Source organism: Longinema margulisiae, assembly GCF_025266855.1.
Taxonomy (GTDB): Bacteria; Spirochaetota; Brevinematia; order Brevinematales; family Thermospiraceae; genus Thermospira.
Map to the genome: position 1 here is coordinate 356,517 of NZ_CP053071.1, position 18,595 is coordinate 375,111.

18 protein-coding genes are annotated in these 18,595 nt (G+C 43.9%); 12 read left to right on the forward strand and 6 right to left on the reverse strand.

Annotated elements, in window-relative coordinates:
• Positions 1 to 200: 200 nt before the first annotated feature.
• Together rplM and rpsI are read left to right on the forward strand one after the other, a co-directional pair.
• Positions 201 to 629, forward strand: a complete 429-nt coding sequence (gene rplM / locus BREVNS_RS01605; RefSeq protein ID WP_483427329.1) for a 50S ribosomal protein L13 — start codon at positions 201 to 203, stop codon at positions 627 to 629.
• Positions 630 to 641: 12 nt separating this feature from the next.
• Complete coding sequence (gene rpsI, locus BREVNS_RS01610) at positions 642 to 1,037, forward strand: 30S ribosomal protein S9 (RefSeq protein ID WP_483427330.1); 396 nt, start codon at positions 642 to 644, stop codon at positions 1,035 to 1,037.
• Positions 1,038 to 1,713: 676 nt separating this feature from the next.
• On the opposite strand, the gene BREVNS_RS01615 is transcribed toward rpsI, so the two are convergent.
• Positions 1,714 to 2,496, reverse strand: a complete 783-nt coding sequence (locus BREVNS_RS01615) for a transposase (protein ID WP_483427331.1) — start codon at positions 2,494 to 2,496, stop codon at positions 1,714 to 1,716.
• A 412-nt stretch (positions 2,497 to 2,908) separates the two neighbouring features.
• Between BREVNS_RS01615 and BREVNS_RS01620 the strand changes: the two genes are divergently transcribed.
• From BREVNS_RS01620 to BREVNS_RS01640, 5 genes are all read left to right on the forward strand, one after another.
• The gene (locus BREVNS_RS01620; RefSeq protein WP_483427332.1) at positions 2,909 to 3,793 is read left to right on the forward strand and encodes a tyrosine recombinase; all 885 of its coding nucleotides are present in this window, start codon (positions 2,909 to 2,911) and stop codon (positions 3,791 to 3,793) included.
• Positions 3,794 to 4,102: 309 nt separating this feature from the next.
• Positions 4,103 to 4,705, forward strand: coding sequence for an MBL fold metallo-hydrolase (locus BREVNS_RS01625; protein ID WP_483427333.1), 603 nt, complete (start codon positions 4,103 to 4,105; stop codon positions 4,703 to 4,705).
• Entirely contained in the window at positions 4,702 to 5,769 is a 1,068-nt protein-coding gene (gene queA / locus BREVNS_RS01630; protein WP_483427334.1) for a tRNA preQ1(34) S-adenosylmethionine ribosyltransferase-isomerase QueA, read from the forward strand. The genes BREVNS_RS01625 and queA overlap by 4 nt, the downstream gene beginning before the upstream one ends.
• Positions 5,770 to 5,847: 78 nt before the next feature.
• Entirely contained in the window at positions 5,848 to 6,150 is a 303-nt protein-coding gene (locus BREVNS_RS01635) for a DUF134 domain-containing protein (protein WP_483427335.1), read from the forward strand.
• On the forward strand, positions 6,138 to 6,764 hold the full coding sequence (locus BREVNS_RS01640) for a class I SAM-dependent methyltransferase (protein ID WP_483427336.1): 627 nt from the start codon (positions 6,138 to 6,140) through the stop codon (positions 6,762 to 6,764). Before BREVNS_RS01635 ends, BREVNS_RS01640 begins: the two co-directional genes overlap by 13 nt.
• Before the next feature lie 363 nt (positions 6,765 to 7,127).
• Here the strand turns inward: BREVNS_RS01640 and BREVNS_RS01645 are convergent, their stop codons facing one another.
• The 5 genes from BREVNS_RS01645 to BREVNS_RS01665 are packed head-to-tail and all read right to left on the reverse strand — an operon-like array spanning position 7,128 to position 10,178.
• Positions 7,128 to 7,508, reverse strand: coding sequence for a hypothetical protein (locus BREVNS_RS01645; RefSeq protein ID WP_483427337.1), 381 nt, complete (start codon positions 7,506 to 7,508; stop codon positions 7,128 to 7,130).
• Between the two features lie 45 nt (positions 7,509 to 7,553).
• On the reverse strand, positions 7,554 to 7,850 hold the full coding sequence (locus tag BREVNS_RS01650; RefSeq protein WP_483427338.1) for a transcriptional regulator: 297 nt from the start codon (positions 7,848 to 7,850) through the stop codon (positions 7,554 to 7,556).
• Positions 7,851 to 7,852: 2 nt separating this feature from the next.
• Complete coding sequence (locus tag BREVNS_RS01655) at positions 7,853 to 8,500, reverse strand: hypothetical protein (protein ID WP_483427339.1); 648 nt, start codon at positions 8,498 to 8,500, stop codon at positions 7,853 to 7,855.
• Positions 8,501 to 8,509: 9 nt separating this feature from the next.
• Complete coding sequence (locus BREVNS_RS01660; protein ID WP_483427340.1) at positions 8,510 to 9,067, reverse strand: hypothetical protein; 558 nt, start codon at positions 9,065 to 9,067, stop codon at positions 8,510 to 8,512.
• The gene (locus BREVNS_RS01665) at positions 9,048 to 10,178 is read right to left on the reverse strand and encodes a tetratricopeptide repeat protein (RefSeq protein WP_483427341.1); all 1,131 of its coding nucleotides are present in this window, start codon (positions 10,176 to 10,178) and stop codon (positions 9,048 to 9,050) included. The genes BREVNS_RS01660 and BREVNS_RS01665 overlap by 20 nt, the downstream gene beginning before the upstream one ends.
• Positions 10,179 to 10,557: 379 nt before the next feature.
• Here BREVNS_RS01665 and BREVNS_RS01670 point away from each other — a divergent pair, with 379 nt between their 5' ends.
• The 5 genes from BREVNS_RS01670 to BREVNS_RS01690 all read left to right on the forward strand — a co-directional run bounded on the left by BREVNS_RS01670 (position 10,558) and on the right by BREVNS_RS01690 (position 18,208).
• The gene (locus BREVNS_RS01670; RefSeq protein WP_483427342.1) at positions 10,558 to 11,613 is read left to right on the forward strand and encodes a 6-phosphofructokinase; all 1,056 of its coding nucleotides are present in this window, start codon (positions 10,558 to 10,560) and stop codon (positions 11,611 to 11,613) included.
• 3 nt (positions 11,614 to 11,616) lie between these two features.
• Positions 11,617 to 12,987, forward strand: coding sequence for a tetratricopeptide repeat protein (locus BREVNS_RS01675; protein ID WP_483427343.1), 1,371 nt, complete (start codon positions 11,617 to 11,619; stop codon positions 12,985 to 12,987).
• A gap of 258 nt (positions 12,988 to 13,245) precedes the next feature.
• Positions 13,246 to 14,478, forward strand: coding sequence for a hypothetical protein (locus BREVNS_RS01680; RefSeq protein WP_483426754.1), 1,233 nt, complete (start codon positions 13,246 to 13,248; stop codon positions 14,476 to 14,478).
• Between the two features lie 374 nt (positions 14,479 to 14,852).
• Entirely contained in the window at positions 14,853 to 16,070 is a 1,218-nt protein-coding gene (locus BREVNS_RS01685; protein ID WP_483427344.1) for an HD domain-containing phosphohydrolase, read from the forward strand.
• A complete protein-coding gene (locus BREVNS_RS01690) occupies positions 16,067 to 18,208 on the forward strand; it encodes a cyclic nucleotide-binding domain-containing protein (protein ID WP_483427345.1) in 2,142 nt (713 codons plus the stop codon). The genes BREVNS_RS01685 and BREVNS_RS01690 overlap by 4 nt, the downstream gene beginning before the upstream one ends.
• Positions 18,209 to 18,595 lie beyond the last annotated feature (387 nt).

An 18,595-nucleotide genomic window follows, 5' to 3' on the forward strand; every position in this document is an offset into this window, starting at 1 on the left:
TACTTCTTCCTCCTCTTCATAGTTCCTCCTTATTATCCCTTCGTTGCCCCTTCTTTGTCAAATGTGAAAATAGGTATTCAGTTTCATATGTGGAACGACAAACCCTGTGAGAGATGTTTGGCTAAATATCTCTCTTTTCTTGACAAAAATCTGGAAGTAGTGTATAATATACTTCCAATTTATGGCGTGAGGAGAAACAAATGAAGACCTTTGTGCTGAAAGCTAAAGATATCAAACGAGAATGGTACGTTATAGACGCTGCTGGCCAGCCTGTGGGTCGAGTAGCGGCAAAGGCTGCCCATATCCTAATGGGGAAACATAAACCTACCTATACCCCCCATTTAGACAATGGTGATTTTGTGGTGATTATCAATGCTGGGAAGGTAATGCTCACCGGACGCAAACCAAAAACGAAAATTTACTATCGTTATTCCGGGTATGTTGGCGGAATGAAAGAAGCTACCTTCTTAGAAATGATCCGCCGCAATCCTGTTTATCCCCTTCAGAAGGCCATCAAAGGGATGATGCGAAAGAATAAACTTGCCAAGAAGATGGTAAAAAAACTCTACCTCTTCCCCGGCAGTGAACATACTCTCAAGAATGTGACCCTCAAAAAGATTGAGTTGTAATCGGAGGATATCATGGCACAGAAGAAAATCTACGCTACCGGTCGAAGAAAAACCAGTGTGGCTCGTGTCTTTTTGACCCCCGGGGGAAAGGGCAAGTTCACGGTAAACAACAAGGATGTAGAGGCTTATTTTCCCTCTTATTATTATGAAACGGTTTATCATGCCCTCAATCTCACTGAGATGAAAGGCAAGGTGGATATCTATGCTACAGTAAAGGGTGGTGGTCTTACCGGTCAGGCTGAAGCCCTGAGACACGGAATTGCCCGCGCTCTTGATGCTTATGACAAGGAAAAGTTCCACAAACTTCTCAAGGAACACGGTCTTCTCACCCGTGATGCTCGTATGGTGGAGAGAAAAAAATACGGTCTCAAGAAAGCCCGCAAATCTCCTCAGTACTCCAAGCGTTAAAGATGGTATCAAACCAGGTCGATTCTCACGAATCGGCCTTTTTTATTCTTCGCTGGAAAAGCGGTGTGGGGAAAGGAGGGGAAGAAAAAGTTTAAAATATAACATGGCTATTTCCTTATTTCAGCTAAAAGCCCCCTTTTGCTGAAACATGGGAATAGCCAAAGTGCAAACTCGGTGCGTGTCCAGAGAAAAAGCGGTAGGTTTTGCTGAAACAAAGTCATAGCCAAAGCCGGTAATAAACCTTTTCCCCTTCTTTTTATCTTCCTCATCCCTTCCAAGCTCCCTTTTCGTTGTGCAAAGAATAAATTATCGAGCCACTTGCACGAATGTGCAAAGGGCTTTTATCTTCAATCATCACGAGACCCTTGCGCGGGTGCTTTCTTGTCCTATCTGGGTCGTGGGCTATGTCCCTGAAACCCCGATTTTTCCGTTCACGAGGGCTTATTTGTCTTTTTTTGTTCAAAGGAATAGTTTTATTTATTACGTTAAGGAACATTTTTATACTATTTTTTGTTTTTTACTACTTTTTTGAGACCTTTGCACATTTGTGCAAAGGTCTCATCACTCTTTTTCCTTTTTGCAAACGAATATCCAGACGAGAAGCAGACTTCGAAGACTTTTTAGGATAAGAAGTTGGAACACCTCAGGAAAAATCCCAGTCGTCGGTACGCCTTTCCTACAGGACGATGGATTCCTGAATGAGCGTCTTGTAAGGAAGCAGAAGATCTTCCCTATTTATCATCGACAAAAGCTTTTTCATTCGAAGGTCAGAGTCCTGATACAATGAAAAAAGACAAAACTCATCAATGTAGCGCTGAGGGTGTTTTCGACAGCCATGGTGATAAAGGTTTTCAAGTCGGTTAACAAGTTGCTGAAAGATATCAGAAAAAGCTTCAGGGACCTCAAGAATCGCCGCGGTATTTTTACAGGAGAAGAGTGTCTTAAGACTATCGCACGAGATATTCTCTACAAGGTGAATGTGAAAATGGGTGGGAGAGGACGCATTATCACATTCGATAACCTGAAAGGGCCGTTTCTTTTCCCTCTGGACTTTTTTGATGCCAGGGAGAAGAAAAAATTTCCGAAGAAGGTGGCGAAGGTGGTGTTTTTGCCTTGCCGAAAGGGCTCGCATCAGGTTGCGGACCTTGTGGAGAAGTAGCCAGGCGGCTTTGTAGCTTACCCCAAGATGTTTGGCAAGACTCACGCCGTTAACGTTTCCTTCACAGATAATAGCCATAGCGCAGAGCCAGGTTTTGAGAGAAAGATGGCTTTTGCGCATAATGGAAATGCTTTTGATGGAAAACTGGTAACGGCAATGCCTGCACTGGTAGAGAGGACGACTGGAGAGTCGGTAGGCGGAATTTTCACATCGGGGACAGCGGATTTTTCCGTGCCAGAAGAGATCTTCAAAAAATTGGATAGTCTCTTCTTCGCTGTAGGTGAAAACATCTTTTGTCATAGGAGCCTCCTGTTTTTTTCTTTGTATATATTATCGAAAAAATATTGTCAAGGTTGTCCAGAAGTGGTTAGAAAGTTGTTATGGCAGGAAATTTTTCTCGTGCTATTCCCTTGTTTCAGCAAAAAGAAGGGGGGTGCTGAAATAAGGTAATAGCCAAAGGAGCAATTGTACTATCCTCGTTGACCCCAAAGCATATGGTTTTGCTGAAATAGGGTAATAGCCAAAGGCTAAAACCTTACCTCTTCTTCCCCTTGCCTCATGAGTTTTGCTGAAACAGGGTGATAGCTAAAGGTAACCTATTCTCATCTCCCCTTCTTTTTTCACAAAAAAACATCCGAAATACTATCTATCAGTTCCTAACCCTATTTTATTTTTCCCCTTCCCATGTCGATAAGAAAACAGGAGAGATAACATGGAATCTCATATACCATCATTTATAGAGTCCCTTCGATACGAAAAAGGGTATTCTGAACACACGCTTCTTGCCTATGAACATGATATCAGAGAATTTCTTGCCTTTGCCCAGGACCATTCGTGGGACGCCGCCCTCCTTCGTTATCCTCAGATTCATGAGTATCTCACATGGCTTGGAAAAAAATATGAAGCCTCTACCGTGGCCAGAAAAATAGCCAGTCTTCGTTCCTTTTATCGTTATCTTGTTAAACACAAGTACCTTTCTTCTAACCCCTTCCTTCTCATAAAAAGCCCTAAAAAACCCCACCGTCTTCCCAAGGTATTAACCGTCGAGGAAATGAATACTCTTCTCTCCTCGCTACCAGATACCACCCCTCAGCAAAAACGAAATCGATGCCTTCTTCTCCTCATGTATGCCGGTGGACTTCGTATCTCTGAGGTAGCCAATTTGAAACTCTCTGATCTTCATCTCAACCAGAAAAGCCTCACGATTGCAGGAAAACGAAAAAAAGTCCGTGAAATTCCCATCGGAAGCATAGCTGCAGAAAGCCTCAAAAACTACCTTGCTTTCCGAAAGGAAATCAGCCCTGAGGCCTCCCGAAGCGAAGCGGTCTTTATCACAAAAAAAGGGCGTAGCATCACCCCACGGATGGTACGATATATTTTTCACGAGGCCCTTCAGCATCTCGCCATCGAAAGAAATCTTTCTCCCCATGCCCTCCGACACTCTTTTGCCACGCATCTTTTACAAAACGGGGCTTCGCTTCGGGCTATCCAGGAAATGTTAGGGCACAGTTCCCTCTCAACCACTCAAATATACACCCATCTCTCCATCGAAAAACTCCGTTCCCTTTATGAAGATTATCATCCCCACGCAAAATAATTCGAGTTTAACCTCTGTATTGGGTTCCATCTTTTCCTAACTAAAAAAATTCCCTTACCAAAAGAAAATCCTGGAGAACAGAAGTAATACACAGTGGTTTAGCTATTCCCATATTTCAGCAAAGTTCATAATGTCGCTGAAACAAAGTAATAGCCAAAACCCTCCTTCCCAATCCCAAAACCCTTCTCCTTCAAACACAAAACAACAACACACTCCAGGCCCTCTTTCTCAACACTTCCATATATTGCCTCTCTCTTCTTTCCTCCTTATAATATTATACTTTCAGAATACCCTTGAGGAGATCTTCCCATGGAGCTTTTTCTCTTTACCCCCTATGATTTTGCCTCCAATACCTACCTCATCCAGAACGGTACAAAAACCCTCTGTATTGACCCCGCATGTCCCCAGGCAAAAGAAAAACTCAAAGAAGCCTCTTCTCTTGTCATGATAGCCACTCATGGGCACTTTGACCACATCCTTCTTGCCGACAGCTGGGCAGAGGAATTTGGAGCTTCCCTTTACACTCACCCCCTTGACATACCCATGGTCCCTGATCCCTATCAGAACCTCTCCGCCTACTTTGGAGACAAGATTTCCTATCACCATACCCTTCTTCCCCTTTCAGAAGGTTCTTTAGCTGAATGGGAAGCAGAAGTATGGCACCTTCCAGGGCACTCTCCTGGTTCCATTGGACTCTATTTTCCTACCAGAGGATGGTTCTTTGGAGGAGACCTTCTCTTTGCCTTCTCCGTAGGAAGAACCGATCTCCCCGGTGGTGATGAAGCCACTCTCTGGAGATCAGTAGAAAAAGCCCTCACCCTTCCTGATGAGACTACCGTTTATCCAGGTCACGGAGAAATCTTCACCATTGGAGAATTCCGTTCCTACTACGAAAGATGGAGGTCTTCATGAACATCCAGCCCTATCTTGAGGATATTGCCTACGATCTCCCCGAAGAAAAAATCGCCACCCATCCCCTCCCCAACAGAGAAGAATCAAGGCTTCTTGTTATTCCCCCTGGAAACGTCCCTTTTGAAGACAGACGTTTCTCTGATATTCTTCTCTATCTCAAGCCGACCGATACCCTTGTCTTCAACAATTCGCGAGTTTTCAAGGCCAGGCTTTTTCTCACCCGAGAAGACAAAAAGATATTTGAATGCCTCCTCATTGAACGCCTGAGTGACAATTCCTGGAGAGCCATGGTAAGAAATGCCCGTCGTATCAAAAGTCATCACCGCTTTTTTTTAGAAAAATGGTCTATACGCATTCAAAAAGACCCAGAAGACAACGCTTATCGTATCCTCACCTTCGACCCTCCTATCAGTTTTGAAGACATAGAAAAATTGGGAGAACTCCCCCTTCCCCCCTATATTGTCAAAAAAAGAGAAAAAGAAGGCCTACCCCTTCTCACCTCCGAAGACGAAAAACGGTATCAGAGTGTCCTTGCTTCTCTCTATGGTTCTGTGGCAGCTCCCACGGCTTCTTTTCATTTTTCGGAGAGCCTTTTAGAAAAGATCAAAGCAAAAGGAATCACGATAACCACCCTTACCCTTCACGTAGGACCGGGAACTTTTCGCACCATTTCCCCCGAAGATAAGGAATTCCACATCCATAGAGAGTGGATTACCATCCCGCAGGATACCATTGATACCCTCATTGAAACAAGAAAAAGAGGAGGAAGAATCATCGCCGTTGGCACAACCTCTACCAGGGCTTTAGAAACCATGGGACAACTCTTTCCTCAGAGATGGCAACCGTATAGCGGATATACCGACCTTTTCATCTACGGAGACTTCCCCTTCCGGGTTATCGATGGACTTGTCACCAATTTTCACATGCCCTATTCTACCCTTCTTCTCCTTGTTCAAAGCTTTGGGGGAAAAGAAAGAGTCAAAGCCGCTTACCAGCATGCCCTTTCCCATGACTATCGCTTCCTGAGTTATGGAGATGCGATGTTTCTGTGGAGAAAAGATTGACAGAAACAAAAGCCTCTTCTATAATGAAAGGCCCATTCGAGGAAAAAACATATCTCCTCTCTTGGAAAAGGAGTGATCATGCCCCGACCAAAAAAATGTCGTCATATTCATTGTAAGCCCTGTATTTCCGGCTTCAAACCTATAGGACAGCCCGCTCACACCCTTGAAAAGGTCATCCTGGAAATGGATGAGTTTGAAGCCATCAGGCTTGCTGATCTTGAAAACCTTTATCATGAAGAGGCCGCCAAGCAAATGGGTATCTCCAGACCAACCTTTGGCAATATTCTTAACAACGCTCACAAAAAGATTGCTGATGCTCTTGTCAACGGCAAACTCCTTGTTATCGAAGGACACGAAAAGGAAACACCATGGCAGGAATAGAAACCTTTTCTGCTCACGTGAACGATTACGAAGCCTGGTTTATCAAGAACAAAAACCTCTATGAAGCCGAGGTAAATCTTTTGCAAACCCTTATGCCACGATTTACTCATGGTATAGAAATCGGAGTAGGTACCGGGCTTTTTGCTTCACGACTTGGTATTCACACAGGAATCGAACCATCTTCAGAAATGGCCACTAAAGCAAGAGAGCGTGGCATCCATGTTGTGGAAGGAAAAGCGGAGTCCCTCCCATGGCCAGAGGAATTTTTTGACCTTGCTCTCATGGTAACCACCATCTGCTTTGTAGATGATCCTCTCCAGGCTTTCAAAGAGAGCTACCGTATTCTCACAAAGGGAGGATATCTTGTCGTGGCTTTCGTCCCTCTTGAAAGCTATTTAGGACAAAAGTACCAGACAAACAAAACCAAAAGCCTTTTTTATAGGGAAGCAACCTTTTATACCTCTTTGGAGATTGTTGACTTCTTTGAGAAAACAGGTTTTGTCATTACTGCGAGTCTCTCCACCCTTATCGGAGAAACGCTCTCTCCCGAGATCCTTCCTGGACACGACAAAGGAAGCTTTGTGGCTATAAAGGGAATGAAACCATTGTCTTGAGACCTTTGCACGAAGGTGCGAAGATCTCAAAAAGTAATAAAAAACAAAAAATAGTATAAAAATATTTCTTTTCGTAATCAATAATCCTATTTTTTGAATAGAAAAGACAAATAAGCCCCTGTAAACAGAAAAAACGGGGAAGAGGGGCGTAGCCCCTGACCTAAAAAGGGCAAGAAAGCACCCGTGCAAGGGTCTCGTCTTGATTTAAGAAACCTTTTCAGAGTCGTGTACGTTTGTCGCTTGCCAAAAATACCTGAATTTTTCCCAAAATACATAGAAAGCTATTACCTTATTTCAGCTTGATGGACCTCGTAGCTGAAATATCGTTATAGCAAAAACCCCACATCAACCTGAGTCTCCCCCTTACGGCAATTCCTTCACCATCTCAAGGGCATACCATGTCTTCTTTCGCAGTTCCTCATAGCTACGAAGCATTTCCTCCGAAGGGGTTTCCACAAAACTGATGAGCCCATTAGCCTGAAAGAGAAGATTTTCATACGCTACTCTCAGAGCCTGAGTACGTGCCTCACTTCCCGATTGATAAAGTATTTTGAGCGTTGTCTGGGCAATCATTCTCACCTCTTTAGCACGAACCGTCGCCTCCCCTGCTGAATACATCCCGTTTGTATACAGCATACAGAGATACCCAAGCGAAAGATAACCCAAATACGCTTGACTATACCACACATCCGTCGCAAAACCTAAAGAAACCACAAAAAAAAGACCCACAAACCATTTTTTCATCGTATGACTCCTTGAGAGATGTATCGGAAAGAGAAAACAAAAACTTCACGCAGAACCCTCTTTTTTGAAAAGACTCTGAATAGCCGAAAAGTATTTCTCCAGCGCCACTATCCCTTTTTCAGTGAGATAAATTTCCGTTCTTCGAGAAGAGACATTCTCCACCCCCACATACTCAGCCTCCTCGAGTCGCTTAATCTGAACCCAGAGATTCCCACTGGTCAGCCCTGAAATCTCCTTCAAGCGAGAAAACGAAAGTCTTCCCCCTTCAGCCTGCAAAAGGCCCGTCATAATCAAAAGCCTTGCCTTCTCGTGAATCAGTGGATCAAGAAAAACCTCAGCCACCCCTATTTCCTTAACCTTGCGAGAATCTCAAGAAACACAAAAAGCCCAACATAAGCGAAAGCAAACACAAAAAGAAAGGCTACTCCTACCTCTCTCAGAGTCTCAGGGACCCAGAAAAGAGCAAGTATCCCCCCGCCCACAGACCATACCCCTATGGCTAAAAGCGAGCTCACCGACAAAAAAGCCCCGTACATCACATACACAAAACCAACCCCGATGGCCCAGAGCGGAAAAAGATACCACCAGGCTCCCTGAAGCATAATCCAGACGTGAAGCACAAGAAAAACCACAATACCTACACCATCAACAATGAGAAGAGGTCTTCCTATAGCCTCAAAAAGAGATTGAACAGGAGACTCATCAGGAGAGAGAGTGTGCCACGCCCGAAGCTTGAGAACTCCTCCCCCAATCACCACCACCATCCCCACCACAACCCAGATCCACCCCGAAGAAAACCACAATCGCACGAACCCTTCTGGATCAAACACAAGCCAGAAACCAACCACCGTGAGAAAACCAGCCCACAGCCCCATGAGAAGCCGCATAGAAGGAGAAAGTAAAAACCTCTCAAAGAGATGCCTTCGCTTCGCCAGAAGAGATTTCACCTCAGAAATCACATCAAGGGCAACCTGAATCTCTGAATCCTGCATGGCCTTCTCCTACTTGGGATAGTAAGATACTCCCCCCTCTATACCAATCAAACCAGCCGTTCTATCCCAGAGAAGCCTCATTCGATTGGTACCAAGACCAAGTGTCACCACTGAAACCTCTGGATAGATCTTTCCCCAGGTAAAACGCCCCCGCCAGCCGGGTCTTGACAGAGAAATTCCCTCTCCAATCGTCGCTTCCACAAATTGCCCCCGAGCGTCGAGAAAAAGAATCCTCGGGAAAAAAGACCTCACCTGAGAGCCATCAGAAAGAGAGTCAAGATACACCTCTCCATCAAGAGTTACCACAAAACCCACCGTATAAACAAAGGAAAAACTTCCCCTGTGGGAGATCTTCCAGTCAATCCGAACATCAGATTCCGTGTCCTCATCATTGAGAATCACAAACCTGCTCACCTCCCACCGCAAAGTATCCCCTTTACTATTGGTGAGTTCCTGAACTATCCCTACACGCATGGGGAAAAAGGAAGTCGAAGGAAGCGTCACTGCCTGAAGAAGACCGGGAACAAGAAGGAAAAACCAGCGAGCCCTATTCGTCTTCCAGATCATCTTCAGAAAACTCTTCAATATCGCTCTTGAAGTGATCAAGAGTCGTACTGGCAAGCTTTGAGTCAAAATCCTTTCTCCCGGCAAACATGCTCTGGTAACGTTCATACACACTGAGAGACTTCTCTGTATCGCCGTTATCCTCATAAAGCTTGGCCAAAAGAAGCGCCACCCTCACATCAGAAGGGAACTGCTCAAGGTACTGTTCACAAAGTTGAGCCGCCTTGTAATAATGCTTCTGCTCTACCTCAATACGGATAAGTCCAATAAGAGCATACTTGTTGGTACTATTCTCAAGCACTTTGTTGTAGATAGCAGCAGCCTCTGCGTACTTCCCTATCCGGATATAACTATCCCCCAAACGAGTGAGAATCCTGTCATTATCCGGTTCCTTGTCCAAAATCTTCTTCCAGTACTTGATGGCATCACGGAAACGACGTTTCCCTCGAAGCGAGTCTGCAATCCCATAGAGAGCATAAAAATTGTTTCTATCTATCTCAAGCGCCCTTTGATAATAATCAATGGCCTTGTCATACTGTTTCCAGTTTCGATAGATATTCCCGATCATCGTAAGAATATTGATAAACTTGGGATTGACATCAAGAAGCTTTTTCCAGTACTCGAGAGCCTGATTATACTTCTTGTTCTTGTAATACAGATCCCCAAGCCCCATCAGAGCAAACTTGTTGCGGGGATTGAGCTCAATCGCCAAAAGATAATACTTCTCACTCTGTTCAAACTCGCCCAATTTCCGATAAGCATCAGCAATACGGGTATAGATGAGAAAATCCTGCGGATTGAGCCTCACTATCTCAAACCAGTAGTGTAAAGCCTTGTTCCAGTCCTTGAGACCTCGATAACTGTCTGCAATACCGGCCAAAGAACGCTTATGAATAGGATCAAGCTCCAAAGCCCTCTCATAGTAGGGTATTGCCTCTTCAAAATAAAGCTGTTCTCTGAGACAATCCCCAAGCCCTGCGAGAATATCCGCCTTCTCATCTGGAGATGCCTCATCCATTCTCTGGTAAAGTTCGTTGTAAATTTTCTGGGCTTCTTCATAATCCTGTTCTTTCAAAAGCTCTTTGGCCCTTTCTAATTGTTCCTGCATACTCATACTTTGCCTCCCTTTTATTGTATCCTCTATTCAGCCATTTTAATTATAACACAAAATTTCTTTTTTGGCAAAAAAATTATTTCTTTTTTCCTTTCACCCAAATAAAGCACCACCTCACAGGAGAAAAAAGGTATGGCCATTTGGAAGCGGCAAAGCTGTAAAGTTATGGTAAAAAGACGGGCTATTCCCTTGTTTCAGCAAAAGCCCCCTTTTTAGCTGAAATAAGGGAATAGCTATGCCCCATCGACCCATTCTCAAAAAATCCCTCTCATAGGGAATACCCGAAAAAATTCCCTCAAGAACAAAGGCCCTCTCCCTTCTATTTGCATTTTTTCTTTTTCTTTCTTTACAATAAAACATCAATCAGAAGGGGTTTTCCATGCTCAAAAAACGAATTGGAATTCTCACCTCAGGGGGGGATTGTCCCGGTCTCAATGCTGCCATTCGTAGCCTCGGCAAAACCGCCATTCTCCGGCATGATTTTGAAGTGGTTGGTTTTCTTTCTGGTTTTGCAGGACTCATCAACAATGAGTACATTATCCTCGATGAAGACAAACTCTCAGGAATTCTCACGTTAGGAGGAACCATCCTCGGCACCTCTCGAGAAAAACCCTTCAAAAAATACGAAAGTGAATCCGAAAAGGTGGATTCCAAACCAGAACTCATCAAGAAAAATTACGAATCCTTGGGTCTTGAATGTCTCATCTGTATAGGAGGAAACGGTACCCAGAAAACGGCCCACAAGCTCTCCAAAATGGGACTCAATGTGATAGGACTTCCCAAGACCATTGATAACGATATCTGGGGCACCGATATCACCTTTGGGTTTGATTCGGCGGTGAGCATCGCTACAGAAGCCATCGATAGGCTTCACACCACAGCCAACTCTCATCGTCGGATTATGGTAGTAGAGGTCATGGGACACCACGCCGGTTGGCTTGCCCTGTACGCTGGAATTGCCTCTGGAGGAGATGTTATCCTTCTTCCAGAAATCCCTTACACCCTTGAGACGATCGCCGACTACTTAGAAAACCGCTTCCGAAGACGAAAGCCTTACTCTATCGTTGTTGTTGCCGAAGGTATTTCCATTCCAGAGTCTCTACGAGAAAAATACTATTCTCCAGCTCACTACATCGCTGATTCTATCCAAAAACTCACTGGCTTAGAGTGTCGAGAAACCGTCTTAGGCTACGTTCAGAGAGGAGGAACCCCAACCGCCTTTGATAGAATACTTGCCACACGGCTGGGAAGTTATGCCATCGAACTCATTACCAAAAGAAAATTCAACCGCATGGTATGTGTGAAAGATGGGCATATCGATTCTGTCAAGCTTGATGAGGTAAGCGGGCGTCTCAAGTTAGTCGACCCAGATCATCCCATGATAGAAGAGGCAAGAGCCCTTGGCACCTGTTTTGGAAACGAAAACAGGAGGTAGAACATGGAAATTTTGGCCTGGCTTATTGCGGCTATCATTATTGTCTTAGGGGGGATGATTTTTTTTAGTATTTTTTCTGCTTTTGGAAAACTCAAAAACTACAACAAAATGATCGCCAAAGCCCTCGAAAAAGGAGATTATCCCAAAGCCGAAAAGATAGCTCTCAAATACATCGATCTCTATCCCCAGGACTTTGTACTCAAGTTTTACCTTGCCCAGGCCTACGAGGGACAAAAAGATTATGCCAAGGCCATTTTCTACTACGAGAAAGCGGCTCTTCTTGTCTCAAACGAAACAGATACCCATCTCCGTTCCCAGTTTTATCTCCGAATTGCTGACTTGTACCGTCGTCGTCAACAATACAAAGAGGCCCTCGGCTACTATGCCCTGGTGTTAGACAAAGACCCCAACAACCTCAAAGCCCTCCTCTCCGCAGGCGAATGCTGCTATTATCTCGAATTGTATCCCAAAGCCAAAGAACACCTCAAAGCCTACACCTCTCTCAAACCCGACAATGTAAAAGCCCTCTTTCTTTTAGGAGAGGTTTGTGAAAAACTTGGATGTCTCGAAGAAGCTTTAGAGAGTTATGAGGAGATTATCGAAAACTATCCAGAGATTGATGAGGTGCTCACCACCAAAGCCATCTTTCACGCCGCCCAACTGGCAAATAAACTCCATAACTACCAGAAAAGCGAAACCTACCTTCGAAAACTCCTTCCCTTAGAAGAATATTATGAGGATGCCCTTAAACTCCTTGTGTCTCTTTTCATCCTCACCGATCGATTAGAAGAAGCTATACAACTTACCAAAGACTTTGAAAAAAAAGTCTCTCTTCCTACCAGGGCTGAACTCTATTTTCATATCGGGAATGGCTACTTCAAAAAATCAGAGTACTATACGGCCCTTCAGACCTGGAAAAAAGGCTTCCAGGACAACCCATCTCACCCTCAACTCCGGGAACTCATGAACCGCTATAGCGAGATTTTGGCCCATAAAGGCATGGAGATCTACTTTAGCAATGATCAACATCTTCTGGAAAAATTCATAGAACAGGGATTTCCCACAAAAGAGATCCGAAGTAGCTACCACGAGAATCACTATAGCGTCCTTCAGGTACAGGAAAGCATGGTGGTTCTGTATCGTGCTCCCTTTGCCTTCAAAGACAAAGAGATTGCCTATATCGAACATATCCTCAAAACACGATTCAACGCCGCTCCTTTTTTTACCCTTTATTCCCTCTATGGTATAGAGAACTGGGATGAAACCAAGCTCAAACAGCAAAACCAGATAGAACTCATTTACGGAAAAGCCTTCATCCAGTGGATAGAGGAAACCTATTCCAGATTCCAGCAAAAAAATCCCTCCTGTCATTAACAATTCTCTGATTACATTTTTTCAACATCAACACTGAAAGATAAGAGATCCTTGCAGGGGTATTTTCACCCCCTCTCGGGCCCAGGGGCTGCGCCCCTGAAACCCCGCTTTTTCTATTTACAATGGCTTATTTCTCTTTTTAGTTCAAAAAAACAGAATTTTTTGGTAACGTTTTTTTCAGGAGACCTGCAGTGGGAAGATGAGGAAAAGCAAAAAAAAGTTCCTCCCTGGCCGATAATAGGACACAAGGAGGAACCCATGCGTAAAGAATTCACCTTCACTTTGACTATCGACTACCCTGACACAAAACTTGAGACGTTAGTGGTGGTTTTTCTCCAGGCCATCAAAGGAGTGTTTGAGTCATTTGTTCATCAGATTTCTGTAGAAGTGGCAGAAAAAGAAATAAAAGAAGGTCGTATCACCTGTACATGCGGAGAAAAACATCACTTCATATGGAAAACAAAGCATGGAAAAAACACTGTTTTTGTTCTGATGCCCTTTGGAAAGATCACTCTTCCTCAGCTCCAAATTCAATGCAAAAAGTGTGGAAGAAAACTTTTTCTCACAAGATCTCTTCTTGGTGTAGAAAAGCGAAAAAGGCAAATCCTGAAAGATATCTACAGAGTGGCTTTAGCCGGGGCTCTTACCACCTATCGAGTGGCCGCTCGTATTCTTTCCTTCACAGGGTATAAAATAGGTCTTAGCACCCTCTGGAAAAACCTTCAAAATATTGGGAGAAAGATACATTTCAGTATCTCAGAAAAAGAAAAACCCTGTGGAGAAGCCGATGGGACGGGTATTCCTGTTCAGGGCAAGAAAAAAGGAGAAGAAGCTAAAATTCTTTTGCAGGAGAGGCAACAAGCCTCCCCATTGACAGGAAAAAATACAAGAATAGCAGGCCTTCTTGTGGATAATTACCATGCAGGTTGGGACAAACTTCTTAAGCCCATTCAAGAAAAACACTCTTTTTCTCGGTTTTTTCTTGTTGTCGATGGAGATACAGGGATTAACCAGGGCAAACATCCCGGTATCGTTTTTCAACGATGTTTGTGGCATGTAAGTTATCAATTGAAGTATTTTCTTCGTCTTGATAGAGTGAGATATCGTTCTTCTGAGTGGACAAATATTGTCGCTGAAACAGGGAAAGCCTGTTTCTTGGGGTACAAAAATGACTGGCAAACAAGACTTGGTTATCAAAGCGAGCGCAGACAGCATATTCAGAATCTTCTTGACTTATTTCACGAAAAAGGGCGCAAACATTGTTTTTATTATCTTCTTCGTGCTCAAAAAGACATGTTCGCCTGTGACAGTGAAGATGGTTTGCCAGGAACAACCTCAAGGGCAGAACGGCTGATGCGAACCATAAACCAGAGAATGGATGTGGGGGTATGGAAAAGAGAAGGGGCAACCAATGTTCTTGCTGTGCGTTTGCATTACTACTATAATCGTGATGAGGCTATCGATGGTGTCTACTGGCAGGATGTGATATAAAACATAGGGATGGTACGTACTTATTGCCCTGTTTTATGGCCTAAAAAGGGTACTTTCCCCAGAAAAAACTTGTTTATCTAAAATGTTCCCTGTATACTACAGTTGACAAAAATCTTTTGAGCCAGGGGTAACTTCTTTATCCTTTTCTCTCTCTTTCAGGTCTCCTGTTGGAAACGTAATCAATTTTTTATTATAAAAATAAATATTTTTTATAATATTTCTGTTTTTATTACTTTTTAAGACCTTGGAACATTCGTGCAAAGATCTTAATGAGAAATCAATTCGCAGCCACACCTTGTATTAGGAGTTTTTTCTCATTTGTTAAATATTTCACTGGTTCCTATCCGATACTTACAAAGTAGCATGGAGGCTTTATGGCTCTACGAAAACATCGAATTGAGGAACTTCTTAACATCACCGAGAAACTCAACCACATCAAAGACATTGATGCTCTTCTCGATCTCATTCTTTACGAAGCCAGATCCTTTACTTCAGCCGAAGCGGGTTCAATCTTTCTTCGAGAAGGAAACTTTCTCAAGTTCAGCTACGTCCAGAACGATGCCCTTGCCAAAATTGATGAAACCAACAACAAATACATCTACTCTATCTTTGAAATTGAGATCAACGAACATTCGCTTGCCGGGTATGTAGCCAAAACCGGAGAGCCCCTCCTCATTCCCGATGTGTACCAGCTCAAAGAAACCGCTTACCAGTTCAATAAACACTTTGATGAAATTGCCCATTACCGAACAAAATCAGTCCTCACCGTGCCCCTGATTACATCCCAGGGAACGGTTATCGGGGTTATGCAAATCATCAACAAAAAATCAAAAGACGGCAGACTCATTTCTTTCACGAAAGAAGACATGCGCCTGGTAAATTTCTTTGCCAACAATGCCTCGGTAGCCATCGAAAGGGCACGAATGACTCGAGAGATCATTCTCCGGATGATCAAAATGACAGAACTTCGAGATCCCAAAGAAACGGGCAATCATGTTAACCGTGTAGGATCCTACGCCATTGAAATCTACGATCGCTGGGCAAAACAAAAACACATTCCGGAAAAGGATATTCGAATCTACAAGGACACCCTTCGTATAGCCGCTATGCTTCATGATGTTGGCAAAGTAGCCGTATCCGATATGATCCTCAAAAAACCAGGAAAACTCACCCCGGAAGAGTTTCGTATCATTCAGGCTCATCCCGTGTATGGAGCTCGCCTGTTTTCAGACAGTGTTTCAGACTGGGACACCCTCTCTGCAGAGGTCTCTCTCAATCACCATGAAAAATGGGATGGAACGGGCTATCCAGGTCATATCAAAAACATTTACACAGACCCTGTTCAGATAGGCCCTGGAAAAAAAGGAGAAGAAATCCCTATCTCAGGACGCATTGTGGCGTTAGCTGATGTTTATGATGCCCTCATTTCACGAAGAGTCTACAAAGAACCATGGGATGAGGAAAAGGTACTTGCCCACATCCGCTCCGAAAGCGGCAAGCACTTTGATCCGGACGTTGTAGAAGCCTTCTTTGCCATTTATGATGTGATTAGAGCCATTCGGGCTAAATACAGCGACGAGGAAAACCCATGACCTTCAAACCCCTCACCGAGCTCACTCAAGATGTCACACCTCTTCCACGTGGGGGATATCTCATTGACACCTCTGCGGGATATATCCAGTTTGGTTCCCCGCCGGAAACCCTCAAAGACACCATTTTTCTTCCCAAAGGGGTACCCCATTATTTTGTTCTTCCTATGGAGCATTTTCACCCTGCCGTAGGAATGAGTGTCGCAGAAATAGAGTTTCCCATCTATTACAACTACTTCCTCAAGAAAACCAAGACCACCATCTATGTCCACCCAGACCACATCCAGAACCTTCGAATTGTACTTCAGGAATCCATCTTTGGCCCGGAAAAACTCCACATTGAACCAGAAATAGCTGATCCAGAGACCTATGGTATTCCCCCTCTTGAGAAGGAAATAGCCTACTTTCGTGGTGGAAGAACCCTTGAAGAAATGGTGGATCTCAAACCCATAACGAAAGAAGGTTTCTGGATTGAAGAGGTCCATATTAAGCCCCAAAAAGAAGGCGGGTTTCTCGTTCAGGATGGCTTACGAAAGCTTACCATTCCCAAAGAACTCAATTTTCAGGCCATTTTTGAACTTGGGGATACCTCGGCCGAACCTTTCAAACCCCCTCTTTTAGGTATTACCTGTCTTGGTCCCTCTCATGGTTTTGACCCTTATCAGAATACCTCCGGCTTTATCCTATGGATCAACAAAAGCGGAATCATGGTCGATCCCCCGGTGAATTCCACCTTCTGGCTCAGCCAATCCAATGTCAATCCCAAACTTATCGATAGTATTATCCTCACCCACTGTCATGCGGATCATGATGCCGGGACCTTTCAAAAAATCTTAGAAGAATTTCGGGTGAAAATATATACTACCCCTACGGTAATGCAAAGCTTTCTGCGAAAGTATTCTGCCCTCACCCGTATCCCGGCAAGCAGGCTCATGGAAATGTTCGACTTCTGTCCAGTAACTATCCACAAACCCATCAACATCCACGGGGCTCTTTTCACTTTCTTTTATACACTGCATTCCATTCCTACCGTAGGCTTTCGTTTCATCTATCGCAACCGAACCATGGTATACTCTTCAGATCACCTCAACCATCCACCGACTATTGAGAAACTCTATGAACAGGGTATTCTCGACGAAAAAAGAAAAAACCAACTTCTTCATTTTCCCTGGGAGAGTGATATTATCTACCATGAGGCGGGAATTCCGCCCCTCCATACCCCGGTGAGTTATCTCAATACCCTTCCAGAAGAGATCCAGAAAAAAATCATTGTCTATCATATCGCAGAGAAAGACTTTCCCAAAGAAACCCATCTCACCCTTGCCCGCTTTGGGATCGCAAGTACCGTCTATCCGCCGGTGGAAACCTATCAATTTGAAGAGGCGTATGAGATTCTCGATGCCTTCAGCCGCATTGAAGTCTTTCAGGGGCTCCCTTTTGAACGTATCAAAGACCTTCTCCTTGTGGTCAAAAAAGAATCCTTCAAAAGAGGAGAGACCATCATCAAAAAAGGTACAAAAGGGGATAAGTTTTACCTCATCTTCTCTGGAAACGTGGTGATTGAAGATGAATCTGATGAGAAGAATAGAAAGGTGTATGGAAACTATGAATACTTCGGGGAAATCTCTCTCGTCGAGGACACCCCACGCCAGGCCACGGTGAAGGCTCTCACCAACGTGGATGCCTTTGTCATAGAAAAAGAAGCCTTTCTTCGACTGGTAGAAAATACCCCTATCCTTGAACGAATCAAACATATCGCCAAACTCCGAAATGGGGAAACCTGGTCTGTGATCAAAGCCAATCCCTATTTTGCGGCCCTCACCTCAGCCCAGATCACCGAACTGGAAAACATCCTTCACCGACGGGAAATAGACAAAAACACCATCCTCCTTGACAGCGGAAAACCCTGCGCTTCCATCTTCATTCTTGCCTCAGGAGTCGTCGCAAAAGACGACGGCTCTCTTGTGAAAGAAAAGGGCTCCTTCATAGGAAATCCCGTCTGTATTCGGGAAAAGGGAATGGCTGATGCCACCTACCGAACAAAAGAAGCTTCTATCGTATATGAAATCCCTGTGGCTGATTTTTTGAGGTTTCTTGACCACAATCCAGGTGTGTGGATGCACATCGTCTTTCATGGATAAGGGGCTTTTTCAGAGCTTTCCTTTTTCCTTAATCAAAGTACTCTGCTGTAAAGCCCAGGAAAAAAACATATCGACGAAAAAGAAAAAGTTTGTAAGGGTTAGAAAGAAGTCTCAGTTCATCTTCTTCCCTTCTTTGGTACACAATGTTTAACAACATGGCTCTTACCCTATCTCAGCAAAAGCCGTCGTTTCGCTGAAACAAAGGAATAGCTAAAAACCATGGTATAAATCCCAAAAAATTTCTCAATAGAAAATACCAACAAAATTATAGCCCCTCTTCTCCTCGAAGATGAAAGCCACTATTCAGTGAGGATAGAGAAAACGTCAAAAAAATGTTCTTTTTCCAAAAAAACTTCCCGTGAAATATTGACAAAAAAGCGAATTGTC